The following is a 21413-nucleotide window of genomic DNA, read 5'->3' as shown; positions in this document are numbered from 1 at the left end:
CGGCGGGAAAGGCGGGTCAGAGCTCGACGAGGCGCCGGTGCTCGTGGGCGGAGCCGAAGAGGTGGCCGAGGGAGTGGGCGCGCTTGAGGACGAGGTGCGCGTCGTGCTCCCAAGTGATGGCGATGCCGCCGTGCAGCTGCACGGTCTCGGCCGCGACCTTCTCCAGCGCACCGGTGCAGTACGACGCCGCGACGTGCGCCAGCTGGGCGGCTCCCGGCGTGCCCGCGGCCACGGCGTACGACGCCGCCCAGGACGCGGAGCGCGCCATCTCGACGAGCACCAGCAGGTCGGCCATCCGGTGCTTGAGCGCCTGGAAGGAGCCGATCGGGCGCCCGAACTGCACCCGCTCCTTGCTGTAGGCCACGGTCATCTCCAGCCCGCGGGCGGCCGTGCCGACCTGCAGGGCGGCGACACCGACGGCGCCGACGATCGCGGCCCGCTCCCGCGCCGGCCCGGCCGCGCCGATGCGGGTGGCCGAGCCCAGGTCGACCGAGACCCGGGCGAGGCGGAGGGTCTGGTCCATGGTCGGTGTCCAGGTCCGCCGCGCGGTCGCCGGGTCGACCTCGTAGAGGTCCCCGCCGGCCGCGACCACGAGCACGGTCGCCAGGTCGCCGTCGAGGACGTCGACCGCCTCCTCGGCGGGCTCGCCGTCGCCGAGGTCGGCGTACGCCGCCACCTCGCCGGCCGCGATGCGGGGGAGCAGGCGCGCCTGCGCCTCGTCGTCGGCCGACGCCAGCAGCACCTCGGTGGTGACGAGCGAGGACAGCAGCGGCGAGGGGACCAGCGCGCGGCCGAGCTCCTCGAGCACGACCGCGGTCTCCAGGAGGGTCGCGCCGACCCCGTCGTGCTCCTCGGGCACCGCGAGCGCGGCCACGCCGATCTGCTCGCACAGCGTGCGCCACAGCGCCGCGTCGTACTGCTCGACCCGCGGGTCGGCCTGCTTCGCCAGCAGCGACCGCACGGTCGCGGCCAGCTGCTCCTGCTCCTCCGACAGCGCGAGCTCCATCAGCTGCCCGTCCTCTCGAGCAGCCCGTCCAGCAGCCTCGCCCGGTGGTACGCCGGGGTGCCCCACGCGGTCACGAGGGCGCGGATCTTGGTGATCCACACCGACAGGTCGAACTCCTGGGTGTAGCCGATCGCGCCGTGCACCTGCAGCCCCGTGCGGGAGGCGAGGTACGCCGCGTCACCGCACGCGATCTTGGCCGCGGACGCCGGCACCTCGCCGAGCGCGGCGCCGAGCACCAGCGGGCGGGCGAAGTCGAGCGCGATCCGCACGTCGGCCAGCGCGTGCTTGATCGCCTGGTAGGAGCCGATCTCGCGCCCGAACTGCCGGCGCTGCTTCACGTACGTCACGGAGTCGGCGAGCACCCGCTCGCCGGCCCCGAGCAGCTGTGCGGAGACCGCGAGGACGGCGAGGTCGAACGCCTCGGGGTGCGTCTCGCCGGTGCCGGAGACCTCGAAGAGCCGGCGGGTCCGGTCGACCGAGGTGAGCGCGTCGCCGACGACGCTCGCCTCGGTGGTCCCGACGTACACCCGGTCGGCGACGTCGGCGTCGAGGGCGTACGGCACGTGCGGCGGCAGGGCGAGGGTCGCGATGCCCTCGAGCTCCTTGCCGAGCGCGACCGGCAGGTACGCCGCGGACTCGACCCAGGGGCCGGGCACGGCGTGCCGGCCGAGCGCCTCGAAGGCGATGACGACCTCGACGGGCGAGGCGTCGGTGGCCAGCGAGGTGACACCGAGGTCGGCGAGCCGGCGCCAGAGCGCCAGCCCGCGCTCGTGGTCGCCCTCGGCCCAGGCGCGGGCGGCCGCGACGGGGTCGGAGGCGGTCAGCAGGCTCTCGAGCGCGGCGGCGAAGTCGCGCTGGTCGTCGTCGAGCACGAACCTCATCGGGCGGCTCCCTTCGGCTCGCGGGGGAGGCCGAGGATCCGCTCGGCCACGATGTTGCGCTGGATCTCGTTGGTGCCGGCGTAGATCGGCCCGGACAGCGAGAAGGTGTAGCCGTCGAGCCAGGTCGACGCGAGCTCGGCCCCGGGGCCGAGCAGGTCGAGCGCGGTCTCGTGCAGGGCGATGTCGAGCTCGGACCAGAAGACCTTGTTGACCGAGCCCGCGGCGCCCATGTCGCCGCCCGCGGCGAGCCGCGTGACGGTGCCCCAGGTGTAGAGCCGGTAGGCCTGGGCGCGGACCCACGCGTCGACGACCCCGTCCGCGGCGGACGCTGCTGCGTCGGGCTGCGCGCGGTAGAGGTCGACGAGCCGGTCGGCGGCGGCGCAGAACCGGCCGGGGGAGCGCAGCGAGAGGCCGCGCTCGTTGCCCGCGGTCGACATCGCCACCCGCCAGCCGTCGCCGGGCGCGCCGAGCACGTCGGCGTCGGGCACGAAGACGTCCTCGAAGAACACCTCGGCGAACCCGGCCTCGCCGTCCAGCTGGGCGATCGGGCGCACGGTGACGCCGTCGGCGTCGAGCGGGAACAGGAAGTAGGTCAGGCCGGAGTGCCGCTGCGCCTCCGGGTCGGAGCGGAACAGGCCGAAGCCCCAGTGGGCGTACGACGCCCGCGAGGACCACGTCTTCTGGCCGTTCAGCACCCAGCCGCCGCGCTCCTCGTCACGCCGGGCGGTGGACCGCAGCGAGGCGAGGTCGGAGCCGGCCTCCGGCTCGGACCAGCACTGCGCCCAGATCCGCTCACCGGTCGCCATCGTCGGCAGGAACCGGTCCTGCTGCTCGGGGGTGCCGTGGTCGAAGATGATCGGCGCGAGCAGGAAGATGCCGTTCTGGGAGACCCGGCCGGGCGCGCCGGCCCGGTAGTACTCCTCCTCGAAGACCACCCACTCCACCAGCGACGCCTCGCGCCCGTGGTAGGCCTCCGGCCAGGAGACGACCGACCAGCGGGCCTCTGCGAGCCGTCGCTCCCACTCCTGGTGGGCGGCGAAGCCCTCGGCGGTGTCCATCGACGGCAGCGGCTCGGCCGGCACGTTCGCCGCCAGCCACTCCCGCGCCTCCGCCTGGAAGGCGCGCTCGGACTCGGACAGGGTCAGCTCCACGGCTCAGGCTTCTTTCTTCGTTGTCGGTGGTCGAGTAGCCGAGGAACGAGGCGGGGTGTCGAGACCCCTCAGCTCGTTCTTCAGCACCTTGCCGGACAGGTTGCGCGGCAGCGCGTCGACGAAGGCCACCTGGCGCGGCGCCTTGAAGTTGGCGAGCCGCTCGCGCGCGAACGCGACGACGGCGGCCTCGGTCAGCTCCGCGCCGGCGGCCGGGACGACGTACGCCCGGCCGACCTCGCCGAGCCGCTCGTCGGGGACGCCGACCACGGCGACGTCGGCGACGCCGTCGAGGCGGGCGAGCGCCTGCTCGACCTCAGCGGGATAGACGTTGAAGCCCCCGGAGATGTACATGTCCTTGAGGCGGTCGGTGATCGTCAGGTTGCCGGCCTCGTCGAGCGTGCCGATGTCGCCGGTGTGCAGCCACCCGTCGGCGTCGATCGCCTCCGCGGTGGCCACGGGGTCGTCGAGGTAGCCGAGCATCACGTGGTCGCCGCGGACCAGCAGCTCGCCGGTCTCCTCGGCGATCCGGACCTCCATGCCGGGGATCGCGCGCCCGCAGGTGGTGGCGACCAGCGCGGCCGGGTCGCCCGCGCGGCACATCGTCACGACGACGGCCTCGGTCATGCCGAACGCGGTGACGACCTGGTCGACGCCGAGCTCCTCGCGCATCCGCTCGATCAGCACGACCGGCACGACGGCGGCGCCGGTCACGGCCAGCCGCAGCGAGGAGAGGTCGCGGTCCGCGCGCCCGGGGGCGCCGAGCAGCGAGGTGTAGATCGTCGGCGCGCCCGGGAGGACGGTGATCCGCTCGGCCTCGATGAGCCGCATCGTCTCCTCGGGGTCGAAGGTCGCCACCGGGTACAGCGTGGCGCCGGTGAGCAGCCCGGTGATGATGCCGACCTTGTAGCCGAAGGAGTGGAAGAAGGGGTTGACCACCAGGTAGCGGTCCGCCGCGGACACCCCGCCCAGCGCGCCCCACACCTCGGCGACGCCGACGGTCTGGCGGTGCGCGGACATCGCGCCCTTCGGCCGGCCGGTGGTGCCGGAGGTGAACAGGATGTCGGCGACGTCGTCGGGGGAGACCCCGGCGGCGACCACGTCGATGTCCCCGGCGTCCCGCGCCTCGACGTCGCGCAGCCGGACCAGGTCGACGATCTCGCGCACGCTCACCAGGTCGCTGGCGGCGCGCAGGTCGGCGACCTGGGTGCGGCCGAGGAACCCGTCGGCCACGACCACGAGCACCGCCTGCGTGCGGTCCACGATCTCGGCGACCTCGTGGGCGGTGTAGCGCGAGTTGGCCGGCACCAGCGTGCCCCCGGCGTACGACGTGGCGAGCGCGGCGACCACCCAGTCGACGCTGTTCGGCGCCCACACCACGACCCGGCCACCGGGCTCCAGGCCGCGGGCGCGGTAGCCCGCGGCGGTCCGTCGTACCCGCTCGAGCAGGGCCGCGAACGAGACGGACATGCCGTGCTCGACGTACGCCGCGTTGTCGCCGTAGCGCTCCGCGGCCTCCCGCAGTGCCGCGGGGATGGTGCCTGCCACCGGACCTCCTGAGCCAACCAAGCAATTGCTTGGTACTGTAGCACCCGTGGACCTGACCTACTCGACCGACGACGAGGCCTTCCGTGCCGAGGTGCGGGCGTTCCTCGAGGACTCCCTGAGCGGCGAGTGGGGCGAGCTGCGCGGCCTCGGCGGCCCCGGCAAGGACCACGAGGCGGTCGAGGAGCGGCTGGCCTGGAACCGGCACCTCGCCGCCCACGGCTGGACCTGCGTCGGCTGGCCGACCGAGCACGGCGGCCGCGGGCTGACCCTGTGGCAGCAGGTGATCTTCCACGAGGAGTACGCCCGGTCGAACGCCCCCGCGCGGGTCAACCACCTCGGCGAGGAGCTGCTCGGCCCGACCCTGATCGCGTTCGGCACCCCCGAGCAGCAGCAGCGCTTCCTGCCCAAGATCGTGGCGGTCGAGGAGCTGTGGGCGCAGGGGTACTCCGAGCCCGGCGCCGGCTCCGACCTCGCGAACGTGCAGACCAAGGCCCGTCTCGACGGCGACCAGTGGGTCGTCGACGGCCAGAAGGTGTGGACGTCCAACGCGCACTTCTCGCAGTGGATCTTCGTCATCGCCCGCACCGAGCCCGGCTCGCAGCGCCACCACGGGCTGAGCTTCCTGCTGATGCCGCTGGACCAGGAGGGCATCGAGGTCCGGCCGATCGAGCAGCTCACCGGCGGGTCGGAGTTCAACGAGGTCTTCCTCTCCGGCGCCCGCACCGACGCCGACCTCGTCGTCGGCGACCCAGGCCAGGGCTGGAAGGTCGCGATGGCGCTGCTCGGCTTCGAGCGCGGCGTGTCCGTGGTCGGCCAGGTCGTCGGCTTCGCCCGGGAGCTCGCCGGGGTCGTCGAGGTCGCGCGCGGCAACGGCGCGATCGACGACCCGGTGCTCCGCGACCGGCTCGCCTCGCTCAAGGTCGAGCTCGAGGTGATGCGGCTCCAGGCCCTCCGCGGGCTCTCGAGCGACGACGCGGGCGCGGCCTCGGTGTTCAAGCTCGTCTGGGCCGGCTGGCACAAGCGGCTCGGCGAGGTGGCGATGGACGTCCTGGGCGCCGAGGGGCTCACGGCCCGCGGCGCGCCGTACGACCTCGACGAGTGGCAGCGGCTCTTCCTCTTCTCGCGTGCCGACACCATCTACGGCGGCAGCGACGAGATCCAGCGCAACATCCTGGCCGAGCGGGTGCTCGGCCTCCCCAGAGAGGCACGCGGATGACGAGCACGAGACCTGAGCAGCCCGCCCCGGCGTACGTCCCCGGGCACGACCTGCTGGCCGGCAAGGTGGTGGTCGTGACCGCGGCCGCCGGCGCCGGCATCGGCGCCGCCGTCGTACGGCGGGCGCTGGAGGAGGGCGCGAAGGCGGTCGTCTTCAGCGACACCCACGCCCGCCGGCTCGCCGAGGCCGAGGAGGCGCTGGCGGCCGAGTTCGGCGCCGACCGGGTGCGCCAGCAGGTCTGCGACGTCACCGACGAGGCGCAGGTCCAGGCGCTGCTCGACACCGCCGACGAGCTCGGCGGGGTCGACGTGATGGTGAACAACGCCGGGCTCGGCGGCACCGCGAGCGTGCTGGAGATGACCGACGAGCAGTGGTCGCGCGTCCTCGACATCACGCTGACCGGCACCTTCCGCTGCGTCCGGGCCGCGGGGCAGCGGATGACCGCCGCCGGCACGCGCGGCGTGATCGTCAACAACGCCTCGGTGATCGGCTGGCGCGCGCAGGAGGGGCAGGCGCACTACGCGGCGGCCAAGGCCGGCGTGATGGCGCTGACCCGCTGCTCGGCCATCGACCTCGCCCCGCACGGCATCCGGGTCAACGCGGTCTCGCCGAGCCTGGCGATGCACCCGTTCCTGGCCAAGGTCACCTCCGACGAGCTGCTCGCCGAGCTCAAGCAGCGCGAGGCGTTCGGTCGCGCGGCCGAGCCGTGGGAGGTCGCCAACGTGATGGTGATGCTCGCCAGCGACTACGCGTCGTACATGACCGGCGAGGTCGTCTCCGTCAGCTCCCAGCAGGCCTGAAGACTGATCCCATGACCGACGCCGCCCCGAACCGCCGCTCCGAGCTGCTCGCGATCGCCGCGCGGCTCTTCGCCGACAAGGGCTTCAAGAACACCACGGTGCGCGACATCGCCGAGGCGGCCGGGATCCTGTCTGGCAGCCTCTACCACCACTTCGACTCCAAGGAGTCGATGGTCGACGAGATCCTCTCGACCTTCCAGGAGTCGCTGTTCGCGGCGTACGACGAGGTGCTCGCCGGCGACGAGGACGCGCGGACCAAGATCGAGCGCTGCGTGCGGCTCTCGTTCGCCGCGATCGACGAGCACCCGCACGAGGTCGCGATCTTCCAGAACGAGGCGGCGTACCTGCTCTCGTTCGAGCGGTTCGGCTACCTCGCCGAGCGCAACGCCCAGTCGCGCGCGCTGTGGATGACCCTGCTCACCGAGGGCATCGAGACCGGCGTGCTGCGCGACGACCTCGACGTGACCCTGACCTACCGGTTCATCCGCGACACCGTCTGGGTGGCCGTGCGGTGGTACCGCCCGGGCGCCGGCCACAGCCACGAGGCCATCGCCGACCAGTACCTGACCATCCTCCTGGACGGGATCGCGACGTCGTCGACGTCGTGACCCGCCGCCGAAAGGAAAATCTGATGCCCGAGGCCTACATCGTCGACGCCGTCCGCACCCCGGTCGGCAAGCGCGGGGGCGCGCTGGCAGGCGTGCACTCCGCCGACCTCGCCGCGCACACGCTGGGCGCCCTGGTCCGCCGTACCGGCATCGACCCGGGGGCCGTGGACGACGTGATCCTCGGCTGCTGCGACACGCTCGGCTCGCAGGCCGGCGACGTTGCGCGCACCGCATGGCTGGTGGCCGGGCTGCCCGACCACGTGCCGGGCGTGACCATCGACCGCCAGTGCGGGTCCTCGCAGCAGGCGGTGCACTTCGCGGCGCAGGGCGTGATGTCGGGGACCCAGGACCTCGTGGTCGCCGGCGGCGTGCAGAACATGAGCGCCATCCCGATCTCGGCGGCGATGCTGGCAGGACAGCAGTACGGGTTCTCGACGCCGTTCGCGGAGTCGCCCGGCTGGCAGGAGCGGTACGGCGACCAGGAGGTCAGCCAGTTCCGCTCCGCGGAGATGATCGCCGAGAAGTGGGACATCTCCCGCGAGGACATGGAGGCCTTCGCCCTCGCCTCGCACGAGCGGGCCCGGACCGCGATCGCGGAGGGCCGGTTCGCCGCGGAGATCGAGCCGGTGACCCTGCCCGACGGCACCGTCCTGGATACCGACCAGTGCCCCCGCGAGACCTCGCTGGAGAAGATGGCCGGCCTGCAGCCGCTCGCCCCGGGCGGCCGGATCACGGCCGCCGTCGCCTCGCAGATCTGCGACGCCTCCAGCGCGATGCTGATCGCCTCCGAGGCCGCGGTCGCCGAGCACGGGCTCACCCCCCGGGCGCGCGTGCACCACCTCTCGGTGCGCGGCGACGACCCGGTGTGGATGCTGACCGGCCCGATCCGCGCCACCCGGCACGCCCTGGAGCGCACCGGTCTCACCGTCGACGACATCGACCTCTTCGAGTGCAACGAGGCGTTCGCCTCGGTCGTCCTGGCCTGGATGGCCGAGCTCGACGTCCCGCACGAGAAGGTCAACGTCAACGGCGGCGGCATCGCGCTGGGCCACCCCATCGGCGCCACCGGCACCCGGATCATGACCACCCTGCTCAACGAGCTCGAGCGCACCGGCGGCCGCTACGCCCTGCAGACGATGTGCGAGGGCGGCGGCCAGGCCAACGTCACCATCATCGAGCGCCTCTAGCTCGCACCCCACCAACGCCGAGTCGGCGCTTGTGTCCGCTTTCTGCACAGGTTGACTGTGGAGAACCCGGACACAAGCGCCGACTCGGCGGATGTGTGGGTCAGTGCTGGCAGATCAGGCCGCCGTCGACGATGATCTCGGTGCCGGTGACGAACGAGGCCTTGTCGGAGAGCAGGAAGGCGACGACGGTCGCGACCTCGGCGGGCTGGCCCATCCGGCCCAGGGGAGCGGCCTGCTCGTAGCCGGTGCGGATCTCGTCGACCTCCAGCGCCGGCGCGATCATCGGCGTGACGATGAAGCCGGGGCAGACCGCGTTCACGCGGATCCCCTCCGGGCCGAGCTGGGCGGCCATCGACCGGGTCAGGCCGAGCATGCCGGCCTTGGAGGCGCAGTACGCCGGGATCCAGGGGTTGGCGGCGATGCCCTCGATGGAGGCGATGCCGACCACGGACGCGTTCGCGGCCTCCCGCAGGTACGGCAGCATCTCCTGCACCAGCAGCGCGTGGGCGCGCAGGTTGACGTCGACGACGGCGTCCCAGGAGTCGGCGGTGAAGGAGCCCACCGGCTCGACCGCCACGCGGCCCGCGGCGTGCACCAGGCCGTCGAGGCCGTCCAGGGCCGCGGCGGCGTCGGCCACCGGGCCGGCCAGGTCGCCGCTGACGTCGACGACGGTGCCCGGCATCCCGAGCCCCGCGGCGACCTCCAGCACGCCCTCGGCGAGGTCCCACAGGGCGACCTTGCGGCCCGCGGCCACCAGCTCCTCGGCGCACGCCCGTCCGATTCCGGACGCGGCACCCGTGACGATCACTCCGCTCATGGCTTCATCAGCACCTTCAGGCAGTCGGCCGTGCGCGCGGCAACGGCGGCGTAGGCGTCCGCGGCGTCGGCCAGCGCGAACTCGTGGGTGAAGATCCCGGTGGTGTCGATCCGGCCGTGCTGGACCAGCGGGAGCAGGGTGGACCACGTCGACTGGATCGGCGCGGTGGTCATTCGCAGGGTCACGTTGCGGAATAGCGCGCCCAGGATCGGGAGCGGGTACGGCGCGAGCCCGTGCACGCCGACCACCGAGACGGTCCCGCCGGCGCGCACCGCCCCGAACGCGTCGTCGAGGGTGGCGTCCAGCGCGACCGCGTCGATCACCGCGTCGGCGCCGCGGCCGTCGGTGGCGGCCAGCACCGCCTCGACGGTCGGTCCCTCCAGCGCGACGGCGCCGGAGGCGACCGCGCGGTCGCGGCGCCCGGCCACCGGGTCGGCGACCAGCACCCGCGCGGCGCCCGCGGCGTACGCCGCCCGCACGGAGCAGAGCCCGACCGCGCCGAGCCCCAGCACCACGACCGTGGCGCCGGGCCGGACGTCGGCCCGCTGCGCCGCGGTCCAGCCGGTTGCGAGGTTGTCGGTCAGGAGCAGGGCGGCCTCGTCGTCGAGGTCGTCGGGCACGCCGAGCAGCTGGAAGTCCGCGACCGGTACGGCGAGCAGGTCGCTCTGGGCGCCTCCGAGCTCGCCGGCGCCGAACACCTTGCCGCCGCCCTGGACGCAGGTCACGGGGTCGCCGGTGGCGCACCCCGCGCACGCCCCGCAGCCCGCGACCGAGGAGACCAGGACCCGGTCGCCGACGGCGAACCGGCGTACGTCGGGCCCGACCTCGACGATCCGGCCGACGGCCTCGTGCCCGACCGCGACCGGGAAGAGCGGCAGGTCCCCGTCGTAGAAGTGCAGGTCGGAGCCGCAGATCGCGGTGGCCTCGACGGCGATGACGGCTCCGTCCGGGCCGGGGAGCCCGGGATCGGGCCGCTCCTCGACGCGGACGGTGCCCGGGGACTCGATCACGACGGTACGCACGCGCCGAACCTAGGGGAGTAGACACATCTCCACAAGTGTGTACCTTGCGTCCATGCGCAACCCGCACGCCGGAGAGCCGTTCACCGCGGACCAGATGAGCGACGAGGCGGTCGCCGCCGCCCTCGAGGACGTCTCGGTGCCCACCCTGCTGCTCTCCTGCCTGCACATGACCGAGGGGGAGGCCGCCCGCGAGGCGATCCTCGAGGGACCGCTGCGTCCGCAGGGGCTGTTCCTCAACGAGGTGCAGGGCTACATGTCCCCGGAGGACCAGGCCGCCGCCCGCGCGTTCGCGCTGGACGTGATCCGCGACTGGCGGGACCGCGGCTGCCCCGAGCCCGAGCCGGTCGGCCCGGACCTGCTCAAGCGGATGATGGACTGGCTGGTCTGCGCCGACGTGCCCCCGGAGTACGTCCCGATGATGCTGGAGGAGATGGAGCTCGACGGCGCCGACGCACGCGCCACCGGCCGGCCCGTCGACCCCGGCGCGGCCGCCGACCTGCCGGTGGTGGTCATCGGCTGCGGCATGTCCGGGCTGCTCGCCGCGATCCGGCTCCAGGAGGCGGGGTTCCCCTACACCGTCATCGAGAAGAACGACGGGGTCGGCGGCACCTGGTGGGAGAACCGCTACCCCGGCGCCCGGGTCGACGTCGGCAACCACTTCTACTGCTACAGCTTCGAGCCCAGCGACGCGTGGACCGAGTTCTTCGCCCAGCAGCCCGAGCTCCAGGCCTACTTCCAGGGCGTGCTGGAGCGGCACGACGTCGGTCGCCACGTCCGGTGGGGCACCGAGGTCACCGACGCGACCTGGGACGAGGCCAGCGGCACCTGGGCCGTCCGGCTGGACACGGGCGAGGTGCTCACGGCGCGGGCCGTGATCTCGGCCGTCGGGCAGCTCAACCGCCCGCACGTGCCCGACGTGCCCGGTGAGCTCACGGTGCCCTCGTTCCACACCGCCCGCTGGGACGACGACGTCGACCTGACCGGCAAGCGCGTGGTGATGATCGGCGCCGGCGCGACCGGGTTCCAGCTCGCCCCGGCGATCGCCGACCGGGTGGGGCACCTCACCATCCTGCAGCGCACGGCGCAGTGGATGTTCCCGAACCCGAACTACCACGAGCCGGTCGGGCCGGGGGTGCGCTGGGCGCTGCGGCACCTGCCGTTCTACGGGCGCTGGTATCGCTTCCTGCTGTTCTGGCCCGGCTGCGACAGCGGGCTGCCGGCGGCCAAGGTCGACCCCGACTGGGAGCCCCAGGAGCGCTCGGTCAGCGAGATCAACGACCTCACCCGGGTGATGTTCACCGACTGGATCGCCAGCCAGGTCGAGGACGACCCGGAGCTGCTGGCCAAGGTGGTGCCCGACTACCCGCCCACCGGCAAGCGCACCCTGCAGGACAACGGCAGCTGGCTGCGCACCCTCCAGCGCGACGACGTCGATCTGGTCCGCGCGGGCGTGGACCGCCTCGCGGGCGACGGCGTGGTCGACTCCGACGGCACCTTCCACCCCGCCGACGTGGTCGTCTGGGCGACCGGCTTCCGGGTCAACGACCTGCTCCTGCCGCTGCGGATCACCGGCCGCGACGGGGTCGACCTCCGCGAGCACTGGGGGCTGCGCCCGCGCGCCTACCTCGGCATGACGGTGCCCGGGTTCCCGAACTTCTTCTGCCTCTACGGGCCGGGCACCAACCTGGCCAGCGGCGGCAGCCTGATCTTCCACTCCGAGTGCGAGGTGCGGTACGTCGTGCAGTGCCTCCAGGCGCTGGCCGACGGCGGTCACCGGGCGATCGAGCCGCGCCAGGAGGTCTACGACGACTACTACGAGCGCACCCAGGCCGAGCTCAAGACCTACGTCTGGTCCTCCCCGCACATCGAGCACAACTTCTACAAGAACGCCGAGGGCGACGTGCACGTCCTCAGCCCGTGGCGGCTCGTGGACTTCTGGACCTGGACCCGCGCCCCCGACCTCGACGACTACGAGCTGTCGTGACCGGCGTCCGGGACCGCCTCCTGGACGCCGCCGAGGCGTGCCTGCGCCGCGACGGCATCCGGCGTACGACGGTCGCCGGCGTCGCCGAGGAGGCCGGGGTCTCGCGGGCCTGGCTGTACCGACACTTCCCGAACAAGGCCGCCCTGCTGGGCGCGGCGCTGATCCGCCTCGACGTGCAGTTCTGGGCGCACTCCGACGAGCGGGTCCGGGCCGCCGAGGGCCTCGCGGCCAAGGTCGCCGAGGCCGTCGCGATCGCGCGCTCCTCGCACCTGGGCCCGTTGGCGCTGGAGCTCAAGGAGCGCGAGCCCGAGGCGCTGGCGGCGGTCCTGGGCGACTACGTGCGCGACGTGGCGCCGGGGATGGCCCGTTTCTGGGAGCGGCACCTGGTCGAGGCCCGCGAGCGCGGCGAGGTCCGCGCGGACCTCGACGTGGCGGGCGCCTCGGAGTGGGTGCTGCGCGTGATCATCTCTCTGGTGACGCTCCCCGGCGCGGCCGTCGACCCCGACGACCCCGACTCGGTGCGGGCGTACCTGCAGACCTACCTGGTCCCCGCGCTGACCTGACACACGATCACCCCATCCCGAGGAGACCCCATGGACCCCGCCGCCTTCCCGACGCTCGACCCGGAGCTCGCGCCGATCGTGGCGCTGCTCCCCGACATGAGCGAGTCCCTGAGCGACGTCCCGGCCGCCCGGGCGATGCTCGACGGGTTCGCGGTCGACGGGCCGGTGCCCGGGGAGGAGCTGGTCGAGACCCACGAGGAGCAGGTGGGCGGCGGGACGGTGCGCTTCTACCGTCCGCGCGGGGCGAGCGGCCGGCTGCCCGCGCTGCTCTACCTGCACGGCGGCGGCTTCTGCCTCGGCGGCCTCGCGCTCGAGCACCCCCTGGTCGTGGAGCTGTGCCACTCGCTGGGCGCGGTCGTCGCGCACGTCGACTACCGGCTGGCGCCGGAGCACCCGTACCCCGCCGGGCTCGAGGACTGCTACGCCGCCCTGCAGGCGCTCGCCGCGCGCGACGACGTCGACCCGGACCGGGTCGCCGTCCACGGGCAGAGCGCGGGCGGTGGCCTCGCCGCCGCCGTCGCGCTGCTCGCCCGGGACCGCCGCGGCCCGGCGCTCTGCTTCCAGGCGCTCGGCATCCCCGAGCTCGACGACCGCCTCGACACCCCGTCGATGCGGACGTTCACCAGCACCCCGATGTGGACGCGCGGCCAGGCCGAGCTGTCCTGGCAGCACTACCTGGCGGGCCAGGAGGCGGACCGGTACGCCGCGCCGGCCCGCGCCGACGACCTCGGCGACCTGCCCCCGGCGTACGTCGTGACCTGCGAGCTGGACCCGCTGCGCGACGAGGGGCTGACCTACGCGATGCGGCTGCTCGCGGCGGGGGTGTCGGTGGAGCTGCACTCGTTCCCCGGGACCGTGCACGGGTCGGGGATCGCCCGCGACGCGGCCGTGGTCAGGCGGATGGACGAGGAGCTGCTCGACGCGCTCCGGCGCGGGCTCGCCCCGCGGCCGCAGCCTCAGCCGTAGCAGATCCAGAGGCCGATCGCGCCCGGCACCAGGCCGAGGAGCAGCCACGGGGAGAGGATCGACTTCTTGTGGATCGCCAGGGCGACCGCGAACGCGATCACCCCGAACGCCGACGCGATCAGGTTCAGCCCGATCCGCGCGGCGTCCTGCGACTCGTCGACGAAGACCGCGGAGACCACGAGGCCGACCGAGAGGTGCAGGATCGTGGTCGCCGCCAACGCCGAGAGCACCCACTTCTGCACGCCCTCGATGCCCATCCCGCCGGGACGCTGCGCGGGCCTGGGGTTGTCCGGGTCCATCAGGTGGCGAGCCCGTCGGGGTGCCGGCTGCTGGGTCATGCCCCGAGCCTACGGCCCGAAAAGCAGGTGCGGCCCGGGGGTGCCCGGCGCATGCTCGACCGATGGAGACCGTCACCGACCTGCGGCTGGACGTGGTCGCTCCCGACGACGCCGGCGCGGTCCGCGAGTACGTCGAGGTGCACCGCGCCGTCCGCCTCGTGGACTCGCCGTGGCAGCACCCGCTCACCGAGCACCAGGCGGTCGGGCAGCTGCGGCACGGGTGGGACGGCGAGCCGTCGGTCGGGTACGTCGGCCGGGTCGCGGGACGGCCGGTCGCGGTGGCGTCGTACGGCACCAGCGAGTACGACAACCGGCACCTGGCCTGGACCGACGTGCGCGTGCACCCCGACCTCCGGCGGCGCGGTCTCGGCAGCGCGGTGCTCGCCGGCCTCCGCGAGCGCGCCCGCGCGGAGGGGCGCACGTCGCTCGGCACCGACGGCTGGGAGTCCGCGGCCGCGGTCGCCTTCGCCGCCCGGCACGGGCTCGCGCAGCGGGCGGTCGACGTGAACCGGCGCCAGCACCTCGCCGAGCTCGACCGGGACGCCCTCGACACGGCGTACGCCGGGGCGCTGCCGCACGCGACGGCGTACGAGCTGGTCCGGATGCCCGGCCGCAGCAGCGACGAGGAGCTGCCCGCGCTCGCGGTGATGACCGCCGCCATCAACGACGCGCCCACCGACGACCTCGACCTCGAGGACGAGGTCTTCCCGCCGGAGCGGGTCCGCGCCTACGAGGAGGCGCAGCTGCAGCGCGGGCACCGCCTCCACCGGGTCGTCGCCCGGCACCGAGCGTCGGGGGAGCTGGCCGGCCAGACGGTCGTCACGGTCGACGGGGAGCGGCCGACCCTGGCCGAGCAGCACGACACCTCGGTGGTCGCCGCGCACCGCGGCCACCGCCTCGGCCTGCTGCTCAAGCTCGAGATGCTGCGCTGGCTCGCCGAGACCCAGCCGCAGGTCGCGACGATCGACACCTGGAACTCCGAGTCCAACGGCCCGATGATCGCGGTCAACGAGCTGCTGGGCTACCGGGTGCTGGGCCGGGTGCTGGTCTTCCAGGGACCGGTCAGCTGAGGTACGACGCCCCGCGCCGCAGCTCCTCGGCCGCCCGGGTGACCACCCGGTCGATCAGCTCCTCGCAGCTGGGCAGGTCGTCGAGCACGCCCACGACCTGGCCGGACGCGAGCACGCCGGCGTCGGTGTCGCCGTCGACGAGCCCGGACTTCAGCATCGTCGGGGTGTTGGCGGCGAGCGCCATCTGGCCCAGCGAGCGGCCCTGGCTCTTCTTCATCTCCCGGCCGTCCTTGGCGAGGTCGACCCAGGACATCCCGCTCGAGCGCTTGAACTCCAGCGTGCGGCGGACCGTCGGGCCGAGCCGCTTGACCGCGCTGGTCTCCTCGAGCTCCTGCACCAGCCGGGTGCGCAGCATCCGGTGCGGCATGCCGTCGACCTTCGCGGTGACCACGGTGCCGTCGAGGCCGTAGGAGAGGTAGAGCTCCTTGACCGCGTCGGGCACCGCGGAGTCGCGGGTAAGCAGGAAGCGGGTGCCCATGCCGATGCCGGCCGCGCCGTACGACAGGGCGGCGGCGAGGCCGCGGCCGTCGAAGAACCCGCCCGCGGCGATCACCGGGATGTCGACCGCGTCGAGCACCGAGGGGAGCAGCAGCGTCGTCGGCGTGGAGCCGGTGTGGCCGCCGCCCTCGCCGCCCTGGATCATCACCGCGTCGGCGCCCCAGGAGGCGACCTTCTTGGCGTGCTTGGGCAGTCCCACGCTCGGGATCACGACGATGTCGTGCTCCTTCAGCGTGGCGATCAGCTCCGGCTTCGGGGCCAGGGCGAAGGACGCGACCTTGACGCCGTGCTCGATCAGCAGGGCGCAGCGGGCCTTGGCGTCGCCGGCGTCGGCGCGCAGGTTGACCCCGAACGGCTGGTCGGTGCGGCCCTTGACCTCGACGATCGCCTTCTCGAGCTCCTCGATGGTCATCGTGGCGCTGGCCAGGATGCCGAGGCCGCCGGCGTTCGCCGTACCGCTCACCAGGCGCGGGCCGGCGACCCAGCCCATCCCGGTCTGCACGACCGGGTGGCGGACACCGACGAGCTCGGTGAGGGGGGTGCGGAGCAGCTGCTCGATCACGACGTCTTCTCCTGGGCGGTCGCCTGGGGGACCTCCTTGAAGCGCAGGCCCTTGGGGTCCAGCACCTCCCGGATCAACACCTGCTCCTCGGTCGTGGGCTCGCGCGTGGTCGGCACGTCGGCCGGCACGTCGAGCGCGAACCCGGTCGCCTCGCGGACCTCGTCGACGGTGACGCCCGGGTGCACGCTGAGCAGCCGCACCGTGTCGTCGGGGCCGCCGACGTCGAGCACGGCGAGGTTGGTGACGATCCGGTGGATGTCGTTGAACCGCGCGGCCGCGGGGCCGGCCTCGCGGGCGCGGCGCGGGCCGACGCCGGAGACGATGTCGACGTGCTCGACGAAGACGCGGGTGGAGTGCTTGGGCACCCAGTACGACGTCCGGTTGTTGACGGTGTTGCCCGGCGCGCCGCGGGAGCCGAGCAGCTGGCGCTTGGGGCGGTCGAAGTCGCCGATGGCCGAGATGTTCTGGTTGCCGTCGCGGTCGACCTGGGTGGCGCCCATCATCACGTGGCGCTTGCCGTGGGCGACCACGTCGAAGACCTTCGGGAACGGGATCCAGCCCTCGACCACGTCGGCCTTCGCGAACAGCGGCGGCACCCCGGCGAGGAACAGCGACTCGCCGTCGGAGATGACCAGGTCGGGGTTGCTGGTGAGCTTGGCCAGCCGGACGCCGAGCATCGGCAGCAGGCCCATCGGGCTGGCGAAGATCTCGCCGTCGTCGCGGAACGCGTCGGCGATGGCCGCCGCGCAGATGTCGGCTCGGGTGCTGGTCGTCTCGGGGGCGGTCATCCCTTCTCCTCCTGGAGCTCGCGCACGGCCGCCTGGTAGGCGGCCTCGTCGCCGGAGAGGAAGCGCTGCTCGAAGGCGGCCCACTCCTCGTCGGTGCCGGACGCCGCGGCGGCGTACGTCCTCTGGAAGCGCTCGTCGCGCTCGTAGTCGGGCGTGCAGGTGGTGAAGTGCGCGCCGTTCGGGGTCTCCACGACGCCGTCGACCAGCATCCGGCTCAGCAGCAGCCGCTGCACCGGGGTGTCCACGGTCAGGCCGGCGGTGTCGACGACCTGCTCGACGGAGAGGAACGTGCGGTCGGCGGCCATCGCGAAGAGGTCGTCGAAGTACGGGTCCGGGCCGAGGTACGTCGCGTTGCCGTGCTGGTCGGCGCGGTTGAGGTGGACCAGCGCGACGTCGAGGCGCAGCGCGGGGACCGCGACCAGCTCCTCGTGGCCGTGGCCCTCGTCGTACGGGCTGGTGACGGTCTTGATCCACGGGTTGTTCACCAGCACGTCGGAGCCGAGCCCGGCCCGCATCGGCAGGAACGGCAGCCGCTGGGCCGCGGCGCGCAGCCCGGTCTGGAACATCCCCTCGTCGAGCTCGACGACCTCGGGGATGGTGCCCTGCTGGCGGGCGCGCTGGAAGTTCGGCTCCAGCGGCACGGAGTCGAGGGAGACGAAGGCGTAGACGAGCTTGCGCACCTTGCCGGCGCGGACGAGCAGGCCGACGTCGGCGCCGCCCCAGCTCACGATCGTCAGGTCGCGCAGGTCGCTGCGCAGGATCGCGCGGACCAGCGCCATCGGCTTGCGCCGCGGGCCCCAGCCGCCGATGCCGATGGTCATGCCGTCCTCGAGCTGGTCGACGACCTGCTCGATGCTCATGCGCTTGTCGCGCGGGCCTCTCATCGCTTGCTCTTCTCCGTTCCTGCGAAGTCATCACGCAGCTCGTCGCTGACGCCGGCGAGGTTCAGCTCGAAGGTGAACCCCTGCTCGAAGCGGTAGCTCTTGTTGACGTCGATCGGGTCGATCCCGTTGAGCGCCTCCTTGGCGGCGCGGATCACCCGGGTGTCCTTGGCGGCGATCTCGCCGGCGACCTTGAGGGCCGCGTCGTCGAGCTCGGCGCGCGGCACGACCTCGAGGACACTGCCGTGCTGCACCAGCTCGCTGGCCTTGATGGTGCGGGCCGTGAAGTAGAGGGTGCGCATCAGGTGCTGGGGGACCAGCCGGGCCATGTGGGTCGCCGCGCCCAGGGCGCCCTGGTTGACCTCGGGGACGCCGAAGTAGGCGTCGTCGCTGGCGATCACGCAGTCGGCGTTGCCGACCAGCCCGACCCCGCCGCCGAGGCAGAACCCGTTGACCGCCGCCACGACCGGCACCGGGCACTCGTAGACGGCCTTGAAGGCCGCGAAGCAGCCCTTGTTGGCGCCGATGAGCGCGTCGAAGCCGCTGGTGTGCTGCATCTCCTTGATGTCCACGCCCGCGTTGAAGCCGCGTCCCTCGGCACGCAGCACCACCACGTGGGTGTCCATGTCGCGGCCGGCCTCGTCGAGCGCCGCCGCCACGTCGTACCAGCCCTGGACGGTCAGTGCGTTGACCGGTGGGTGGGCCATGGTGACGACGCGGATGCCGTCGTCGCGCAGCTCCGAAGTGATCGCCATGTGTGCCAACCTAACACTTGCTTGGTAGGGTTCGCCGCATGCCGCTCGCCCTGGACCTGACCGGTCGCACCGCTCTCGTGACCGGGGGCACCCGGGGCATCGGCCTCGGGATCACCCAGGCCCTGCTCGCCGCCGGCGCCACCGTCGTGACCTGCTCCCGCTCGGCGGTCGAGCCGGTGCCCGGGACCACGCACCGCGTCTGCGACGTGCGCGACGCCGACGCCGTCCAGGAGCTCATCGGCTCGCTGGACCGGCTCGACATCCTGGTCAACAACGCCGGGGGAGCGCCCGCGACCGACGCCGCGACGGCGTCCCCGCGCTTCCACGAGAAGATCGTCGGCCTCAACCTGCTGGCCCCGCTGGTCTGCGCGCAGGCCGCGAACGCGGTGATGCAGCGGCAGGAGACCGGCGGCGCGATCGTCAACATCTCCTCGGTCTCGGCCAACCGCCCGGCGCCCACCATCGCGGCGTACGGCGCGGCGAAGGCCGGCCTGGACTCGCTCACGACGTCGCTGGCGATGGAGTGGGCCCCGCGGGTGCGCGTGAACGCCGTCGACGTCGGGCTGTGCCGCACCGAGCAGACCGACGACCACTACGGCGACGACGCCTCGGTGGCCCGGATCGAGCAGACCATCCCGCTGCGCCGGATGGCGCGGCCGGAGGAGGTCGGGAACGTCGTGGCGTTCCTGGCGAGCGACCTGGCGTCGTACGTCTCGGGCGCGACCGTCGCCTGCCACGGCGGGGGAGAGACACCCGCCTTCCTGTTGGTCCAGAAGGGACTGTGATGAGCAAGCTTCTCGAGGGACGCGTCGCGATCGTGACCGGAGCCGGCCGGGGGATCGGCCGCGCCCACGCGCTCGAGCTCGCCGCGCACGGCGCCGCGGTGGTCGTCAACGACTACGGCGTCTCGCTCGCGGGTGAGGACACCGGCGAGACCCCCGCCGAGTCCGTGGTCGCCGAGATCGAGGCGGCCGGCGGGCGGGCGGTCGTGAACACCGCCGACGTCGCCGACTTCGCCCAGGCCGCCGCGATGGTGGAGCAGGCCGTGTCCGCCTTCGGCGGGCTCGACGTCCTGGTCAACAACGCCGGCTTCGTGCGCGACCGGATGCTGGTCAACACCTCCGAGGAGGAGTGGGACGCCGTCATCCGCGTGCACCTGAAGGGCCACTTCGCGCCGCTGCGCCACGCCGGCGCGTACTGGCGCGCGGAGTCCAAGGCCGGCCGCACCCGGGCGGCGCGGGTCATCAACACCTCCTCCGGCGCCGGGCTCCAGGGCTCGGTCGGGCAGGCGACGTACTCCGCGGCCAAGGCCGGCATCGCCGGGCTGACCCTCGTCGCCGCGCAGGAGATGGGCCGGTACGGCGTCACCGTCAACGCGATCGCCCCCGTCGCCCGCACCCGGATGACCGAGGGCGCCTTCGACACCTCCGCGATGGCGCTCCCCGAGGACAACTCGCCGATCGTCGCCTGGCTCGCCTCCGTCGACGCCGGCGACGTCACCGGCCGGGTGATCGAGATCGAGGGCAGCACCATCACCGTCGAGAACGGCTGGTCGCACGGCCCCTCCCGCGACCACGGCTCCCGCTGGCCCGCCGACCAGGTCGGTCCCGCCCTCCGCGAGCTGCTCGCTCAGGCGCCCTCGCCGGAGCCTGTGTACGGCGCCTGAGGGAGACGATTCACCGGTCGACCGGTGAATCGTCCTCTTGACCGACAGAGTTTCATCGGTCAAGAGGAAGGTCTGTCGGTCCAGTACGTCAGGCGACGCGACCCAGGGCGAGCGCGCGGCGGATCCGCTCCACAGTCCGCTCGGGGTGCTCCAGGTCGGCCCAGGTGATCCGGATGACGCGGAACCCCGTCAGCTCGCGCAGCAGGTCCTCGCGCGCCTTCTCCCGGAGCACCGCCTCCTCGACCGACTCGCCGGGGCGGCGCAGGGCCAGGTACTTCTGCGCGCCGTCGAACTCGAGGATCACGCCGAGCTCGGGCCAGGCGAAGTCCACCCGGCCCGCGACCTCGCCGGCCGGGCCGCGGACGACGTACTGCAGGACCGGCTCCGGGATCCCGTGGTCGTGCAGCATCAGACGCGTCCGTGTCTCGCCGACCGACTCCGACCGGCCGTCGGCGAGCTGGATGACTCGATAGAGGTGCAGGCTGTTCGGCCAGCTCTTCATCCCGCTGCGCAACCGGTGGTCGAGGCCCTCCGGGGTGACCAGGCCCTGGTGGAGGTACCAGTCGAGCACGGCGACCGCGGGATCCCTGCCCACGATGCTTGCCGTGTCCATGGCCGTCCGCTCCGGCGCGGTCACCCAGTGGCCGTTTCGCCGGGCGATGTCACCGACCCGGCAGTCGCCGCGGTGGTGCCGCACCGACGCGCCGTTCCTCTCGATCGTGCCGTCGAGGTGGGTGACGTGGACGTCCGCTAAGGGCAGCCCCCAGCTCGGTGCGCCGTCCAGCAGGCAGGCGCTCACGTGCGACGCCGCCACGTCGTCGCCGTACTGCCGCATGACGGCCGAGACCAGCATCAGGTGGCGCCGGGCGTCGTACGCCGCGGTCCAGCGCTCCGTGAGGGCGTACGCGCCCTGCCGGATGCGGACGATGCCGCCTCGTCGGCGTTGACGCAGGATCCACCTGTCGTCGAGCCCCGCCGCAAGCAGGTCGCGTCGAAGCAGTACGCCGTCGTCTGTCGCCAGTTCCTCAAGCATCCGTCGAGGTTGCTATGCGGGGACGGCATCCGCCAGCGCCGCCGCGGACGCCTGTGGAGAACGGGGCTCGCTCGGC

The 21413-nt window shown here is 73.2% G+C and carries 22 protein-coding genes; 10 read left to right on the top strand and 12 right to left on the bottom strand.

What is annotated here, in order from left to right; genetic code table 11:
* Positions 1–16 precede the first annotated feature (16 nt).
* From H4O22_RS11585 to H4O22_RS11570, 4 genes are read right to left on the bottom strand one after another with little or no spacing between them, the layout of a single operon-like run.
* On the bottom strand, positions 17–1006 hold the full coding sequence (locus tag H4O22_RS11585) for an acyl-CoA dehydrogenase family protein (RefSeq protein WP_182523565.1): 990 nt from the start codon (positions 1004–1006) through the stop codon (positions 17–19).
* Positions 1006–1887 carry an acyl-CoA dehydrogenase family protein gene (locus H4O22_RS11580; RefSeq protein WP_182523564.1) on the bottom strand — a complete coding sequence of 294 codons (882 nt, stop codon included), beginning with the start codon at positions 1885–1887 and terminating at the stop codon, positions 1006–1008. The genes H4O22_RS11585 and H4O22_RS11580 overlap by 1 nt, the downstream gene beginning before the upstream one ends.
* A complete protein-coding gene (locus H4O22_RS11575; protein ID WP_182523563.1) occupies positions 1884–3038 on the bottom strand; it encodes an acyl-CoA dehydrogenase family protein in 1155 nt (384 codons plus the stop codon). Before H4O22_RS11575 ends, H4O22_RS11580 begins: the two co-directional genes overlap by 4 nt.
* 3 nt (positions 3039–3041) lie before the next feature.
* The gene (locus H4O22_RS11570) at positions 3042–4583 is read right to left on the bottom strand and encodes a FadD3 family acyl-CoA ligase (RefSeq protein WP_182523562.1); all 1542 of its coding nucleotides are present in this window, start codon (positions 4581–4583) and stop codon (positions 3042–3044) included.
* Positions 4584–4629: 46 nt separating this feature from the next.
* On the opposite strand from H4O22_RS11570, the gene H4O22_RS11565 reads away from it, so the two are divergent.
* From H4O22_RS11565 to H4O22_RS11550, 4 genes are read left to right on the top strand one after another with little or no spacing between them, the layout of a single operon-like run.
* Complete coding sequence (locus H4O22_RS11565; RefSeq protein ID WP_182523561.1) at positions 4630–5799, top strand: acyl-CoA dehydrogenase family protein; 1170 nt, start codon at positions 4630–4632, stop codon at positions 5797–5799.
* Positions 5796–6599 (top strand): SDR family oxidoreductase, encoded by an 804-nt coding sequence (locus tag H4O22_RS11560; protein WP_182523560.1) that lies wholly within the window; start codon positions 5796–5798, stop codon positions 6597–6599. Before H4O22_RS11565 ends, H4O22_RS11560 begins: the two co-directional genes overlap by 4 nt.
* Before the next feature lie 11 nt (positions 6600–6610).
* Positions 6611–7207: a TetR/AcrR family transcriptional regulator gene (locus H4O22_RS11555; protein WP_182523559.1), complete on the top strand. Its 597-nt coding sequence runs from the start codon at positions 6611–6613 to the stop codon at positions 7205–7207.
* A gap of 23 nt (positions 7208–7230) precedes the next feature.
* On the top strand, positions 7231–8394 hold the full coding sequence (locus H4O22_RS11550; RefSeq protein WP_182523558.1) for an acetyl-CoA C-acetyltransferase: 1164 nt from the start codon (positions 7231–7233) through the stop codon (positions 8392–8394).
* 100 nt (positions 8395–8494) lie between these two features.
* Here H4O22_RS11550 and H4O22_RS11545 read toward each other — a convergent pair whose 3' ends face one another.
* Positions 8495–9211, bottom strand: coding sequence for an SDR family NAD(P)-dependent oxidoreductase (locus H4O22_RS11545; protein ID WP_182523557.1), 717 nt, complete (start codon positions 9209–9211; stop codon positions 8495–8497).
* Positions 9208–10233: an alcohol dehydrogenase catalytic domain-containing protein gene (locus H4O22_RS11540; RefSeq protein WP_182523556.1), complete on the bottom strand. Its 1026-nt coding sequence runs from the start codon at positions 10231–10233 to the stop codon at positions 9208–9210. The genes H4O22_RS11545 and H4O22_RS11540 overlap by 4 nt, the downstream gene beginning before the upstream one ends.
* A 52-nt stretch (positions 10234–10285) precedes the next feature.
* Here H4O22_RS11540 and H4O22_RS11535 point away from each other — a divergent pair, with 52 nt between their 5' ends.
* Genes H4O22_RS11535 through H4O22_RS11525 form a run of 3 tightly spaced genes read left to right on the top strand, consistent with a single transcriptional unit; the run spans position 10286 to position 13746 of the window.
* Complete coding sequence (locus tag H4O22_RS11535; protein ID WP_182523555.1) at positions 10286–12217, top strand: flavin-containing monooxygenase; 1932 nt, start codon at positions 10286–10288, stop codon at positions 12215–12217.
* Entirely contained in the window at positions 12214–12780 is a 567-nt protein-coding gene (locus H4O22_RS11530) for a TetR/AcrR family transcriptional regulator (protein ID WP_182523554.1), read from the top strand. Before H4O22_RS11535 ends, H4O22_RS11530 begins: the two co-directional genes overlap by 4 nt.
* Positions 12781–12810: 30 nt before the next feature.
* Positions 12811–13746 carry an alpha/beta hydrolase gene (locus tag H4O22_RS11525; RefSeq protein WP_182523553.1) on the top strand — a complete coding sequence of 312 codons (936 nt, stop codon included), beginning with the start codon at positions 12811–12813 and terminating at the stop codon, positions 13744–13746.
* Here H4O22_RS11525 and H4O22_RS11520 read toward each other — a convergent pair.
* Positions 13737–14084, bottom strand: a complete 348-nt coding sequence (locus H4O22_RS11520) for a hypothetical protein (protein WP_182523552.1) — start codon at positions 14082–14084, stop codon at positions 13737–13739. The genes H4O22_RS11525 and H4O22_RS11520 overlap by 10 nt on opposite strands.
* A 62-nt stretch (positions 14085–14146) precedes the next feature.
* Here H4O22_RS11520 and H4O22_RS11515 point away from each other — a divergent pair, with 62 nt between their 5' ends.
* Entirely contained in the window at positions 14147–15154 is a 1008-nt protein-coding gene (locus H4O22_RS11515) for a GNAT family N-acetyltransferase (RefSeq protein ID WP_182523551.1), read from the top strand.
* On the opposite strand, the gene H4O22_RS11510 is transcribed toward H4O22_RS11515, so the two are convergent.
* From H4O22_RS11510 to H4O22_RS11495, 4 genes are read right to left on the bottom strand one after another with little or no spacing between them, the layout of a single operon-like run.
* Positions 15147–16214, bottom strand: coding sequence for an NAD(P)H-dependent flavin oxidoreductase (locus tag H4O22_RS11510; protein WP_182523550.1), 1068 nt, complete (start codon positions 16212–16214; stop codon positions 15147–15149). The genes H4O22_RS11515 and H4O22_RS11510 overlap by 8 nt on opposite strands.
* A complete protein-coding gene (locus tag H4O22_RS11505; protein ID WP_182523549.1) occupies positions 16211–17002 on the bottom strand; it encodes a CoA-transferase subunit beta in 792 nt (263 codons plus the stop codon). The genes H4O22_RS11510 and H4O22_RS11505 overlap by 4 nt, the downstream gene beginning before the upstream one ends.
* Positions 16999–17886: a CoA transferase subunit A gene (locus H4O22_RS11500; protein ID WP_182523548.1), complete on the bottom strand. Its 888-nt coding sequence runs from the start codon at positions 17884–17886 to the stop codon at positions 16999–17001. Before H4O22_RS11500 ends, H4O22_RS11505 begins: the two co-directional genes overlap by 4 nt.
* Entirely contained in the window at positions 17883–18638 is a 756-nt protein-coding gene (locus tag H4O22_RS11495) for an enoyl-CoA hydratase family protein (protein WP_182523547.1), read from the bottom strand. The genes H4O22_RS11500 and H4O22_RS11495 overlap by 4 nt, the downstream gene beginning before the upstream one ends.
* 38 nt (positions 18639–18676) lie before the next feature.
* Here H4O22_RS11495 and H4O22_RS11490 point away from each other — a divergent pair, with 38 nt between their 5' ends.
* Entirely contained in the window at positions 18677–19423 is a 747-nt protein-coding gene (locus H4O22_RS11490) for an SDR family oxidoreductase (protein ID WP_182523546.1), read from the top strand.
* The gene (locus tag H4O22_RS11485) at positions 19423–20304 is read left to right on the top strand and encodes an SDR family oxidoreductase (protein ID WP_182523545.1); all 882 of its coding nucleotides are present in this window, start codon (positions 19423–19425) and stop codon (positions 20302–20304) included. Before H4O22_RS11490 ends, H4O22_RS11485 begins: the two co-directional genes overlap by 1 nt.
* 88 nt (positions 20305–20392) lie before the next feature.
* Here the strand turns inward: H4O22_RS11485 and H4O22_RS11480 are convergent, their stop codons facing one another.
* Positions 20393–21337 carry a type IV toxin-antitoxin system AbiEi family antitoxin domain-containing protein gene (locus H4O22_RS11480; RefSeq protein ID WP_182523544.1) on the bottom strand — a complete coding sequence of 315 codons (945 nt, stop codon included), beginning with the start codon at positions 21335–21337 and terminating at the stop codon, positions 20393–20395.
* Positions 21338–21413 lie beyond the last annotated feature (76 nt).

The organism is Nocardioides dongkuii (assembly GCF_014127485.1).
In the GTDB taxonomy this organism is placed as follows: domain Bacteria; phylum Actinomycetota; class Actinomycetes; order Propionibacteriales; family Nocardioidaceae; genus Nocardioides; species Nocardioides dongkuii.
Note: the sequence above shows the minus strand (reverse complement) of the source record. Positions and strands in the feature narration are given on the sequence as shown.

What these genes read in the sequence shown, in the direction of transcription:
- H4O22_RS11485 (WP_182523545.1), top strand. Translation starts at nt 19,423, where the DNA reads ATGAGCAAGCTTCTCGAGGGACGCGTCGCGATCGTGACCGGAGCCGGC.
- H4O22_RS11505 (WP_182523549.1), bottom strand. Translation starts at nt 17,002, where the DNA reads ATGACCGCCCCCGAGACGACCAGCACCCGAGCCGACATCTGCGCGGCG.
- H4O22_RS11495 (WP_182523547.1), bottom strand. Translation starts at nt 18,638, where the DNA reads ATGGCGATCACTTCGGAGCTGCGCGACGACGGCATCCGCGTCGTCACC.
- H4O22_RS11500 (WP_182523548.1), bottom strand. Translation starts at nt 17,886, where the DNA reads ATGAGAGGCCCGCGCGACAAGCGCATGAGCATCGAGCAGGTCGTCGAC.
- H4O22_RS11535 (WP_182523555.1), top strand. Translation starts at nt 10,286, where the DNA reads ATGCGCAACCCGCACGCCGGAGAGCCGTTCACCGCGGACCAGATGAGC.
- H4O22_RS11560 (WP_182523560.1), top strand. Translation starts at nt 5,796, where the DNA reads ATGACGAGCACGAGACCTGAGCAGCCCGCCCCGGCGTACGTCCCCGGG.
- H4O22_RS11580 (WP_182523564.1), bottom strand. Translation starts at nt 1,887, where the DNA reads ATGAGGTTCGTGCTCGACGACGACCAGCGCGACTTCGCCGCCGCGCTC.
- H4O22_RS11480 (WP_182523544.1), bottom strand. Translation starts at nt 21,337, where the DNA reads ATGCTTGAGGAACTGGCGACAGACGACGGCGTACTGCTTCGACGCGAC.
- H4O22_RS11585 (WP_182523565.1), bottom strand. Translation starts at nt 1,006, where the DNA reads ATGGAGCTCGCGCTGTCGGAGGAGCAGGAGCAGCTGGCCGCGACCGTG.
- H4O22_RS11520 (WP_182523552.1), bottom strand. Translation starts at nt 14,084, where the DNA reads ATGACCCAGCAGCCGGCACCCCGACGGGCTCGCCACCTGATGGACCCG.
- H4O22_RS11555 (WP_182523559.1), top strand. Translation starts at nt 6,611, where the DNA reads ATGACCGACGCCGCCCCGAACCGCCGCTCCGAGCTGCTCGCGATCGCC.
- H4O22_RS11515 (WP_182523551.1), top strand. Translation starts at nt 14,147, where the DNA reads ATGGAGACCGTCACCGACCTGCGGCTGGACGTGGTCGCTCCCGACGAC.
- H4O22_RS11550 (WP_182523558.1), top strand. Translation starts at nt 7,231, where the DNA reads ATGCCCGAGGCCTACATCGTCGACGCCGTCCGCACCCCGGTCGGCAAG.
- H4O22_RS11525 (WP_182523553.1), top strand. Translation starts at nt 12,811, where the DNA reads ATGGACCCCGCCGCCTTCCCGACGCTCGACCCGGAGCTCGCGCCGATC.
- H4O22_RS11490 (WP_182523546.1), top strand. Translation starts at nt 18,677, where the DNA reads ATGCCGCTCGCCCTGGACCTGACCGGTCGCACCGCTCTCGTGACCGGG.
- H4O22_RS11545 (WP_182523557.1), bottom strand. Translation starts at nt 9,211, where the DNA reads ATGAGCGGAGTGATCGTCACGGGTGCCGCGTCCGGAATCGGACGGGCG.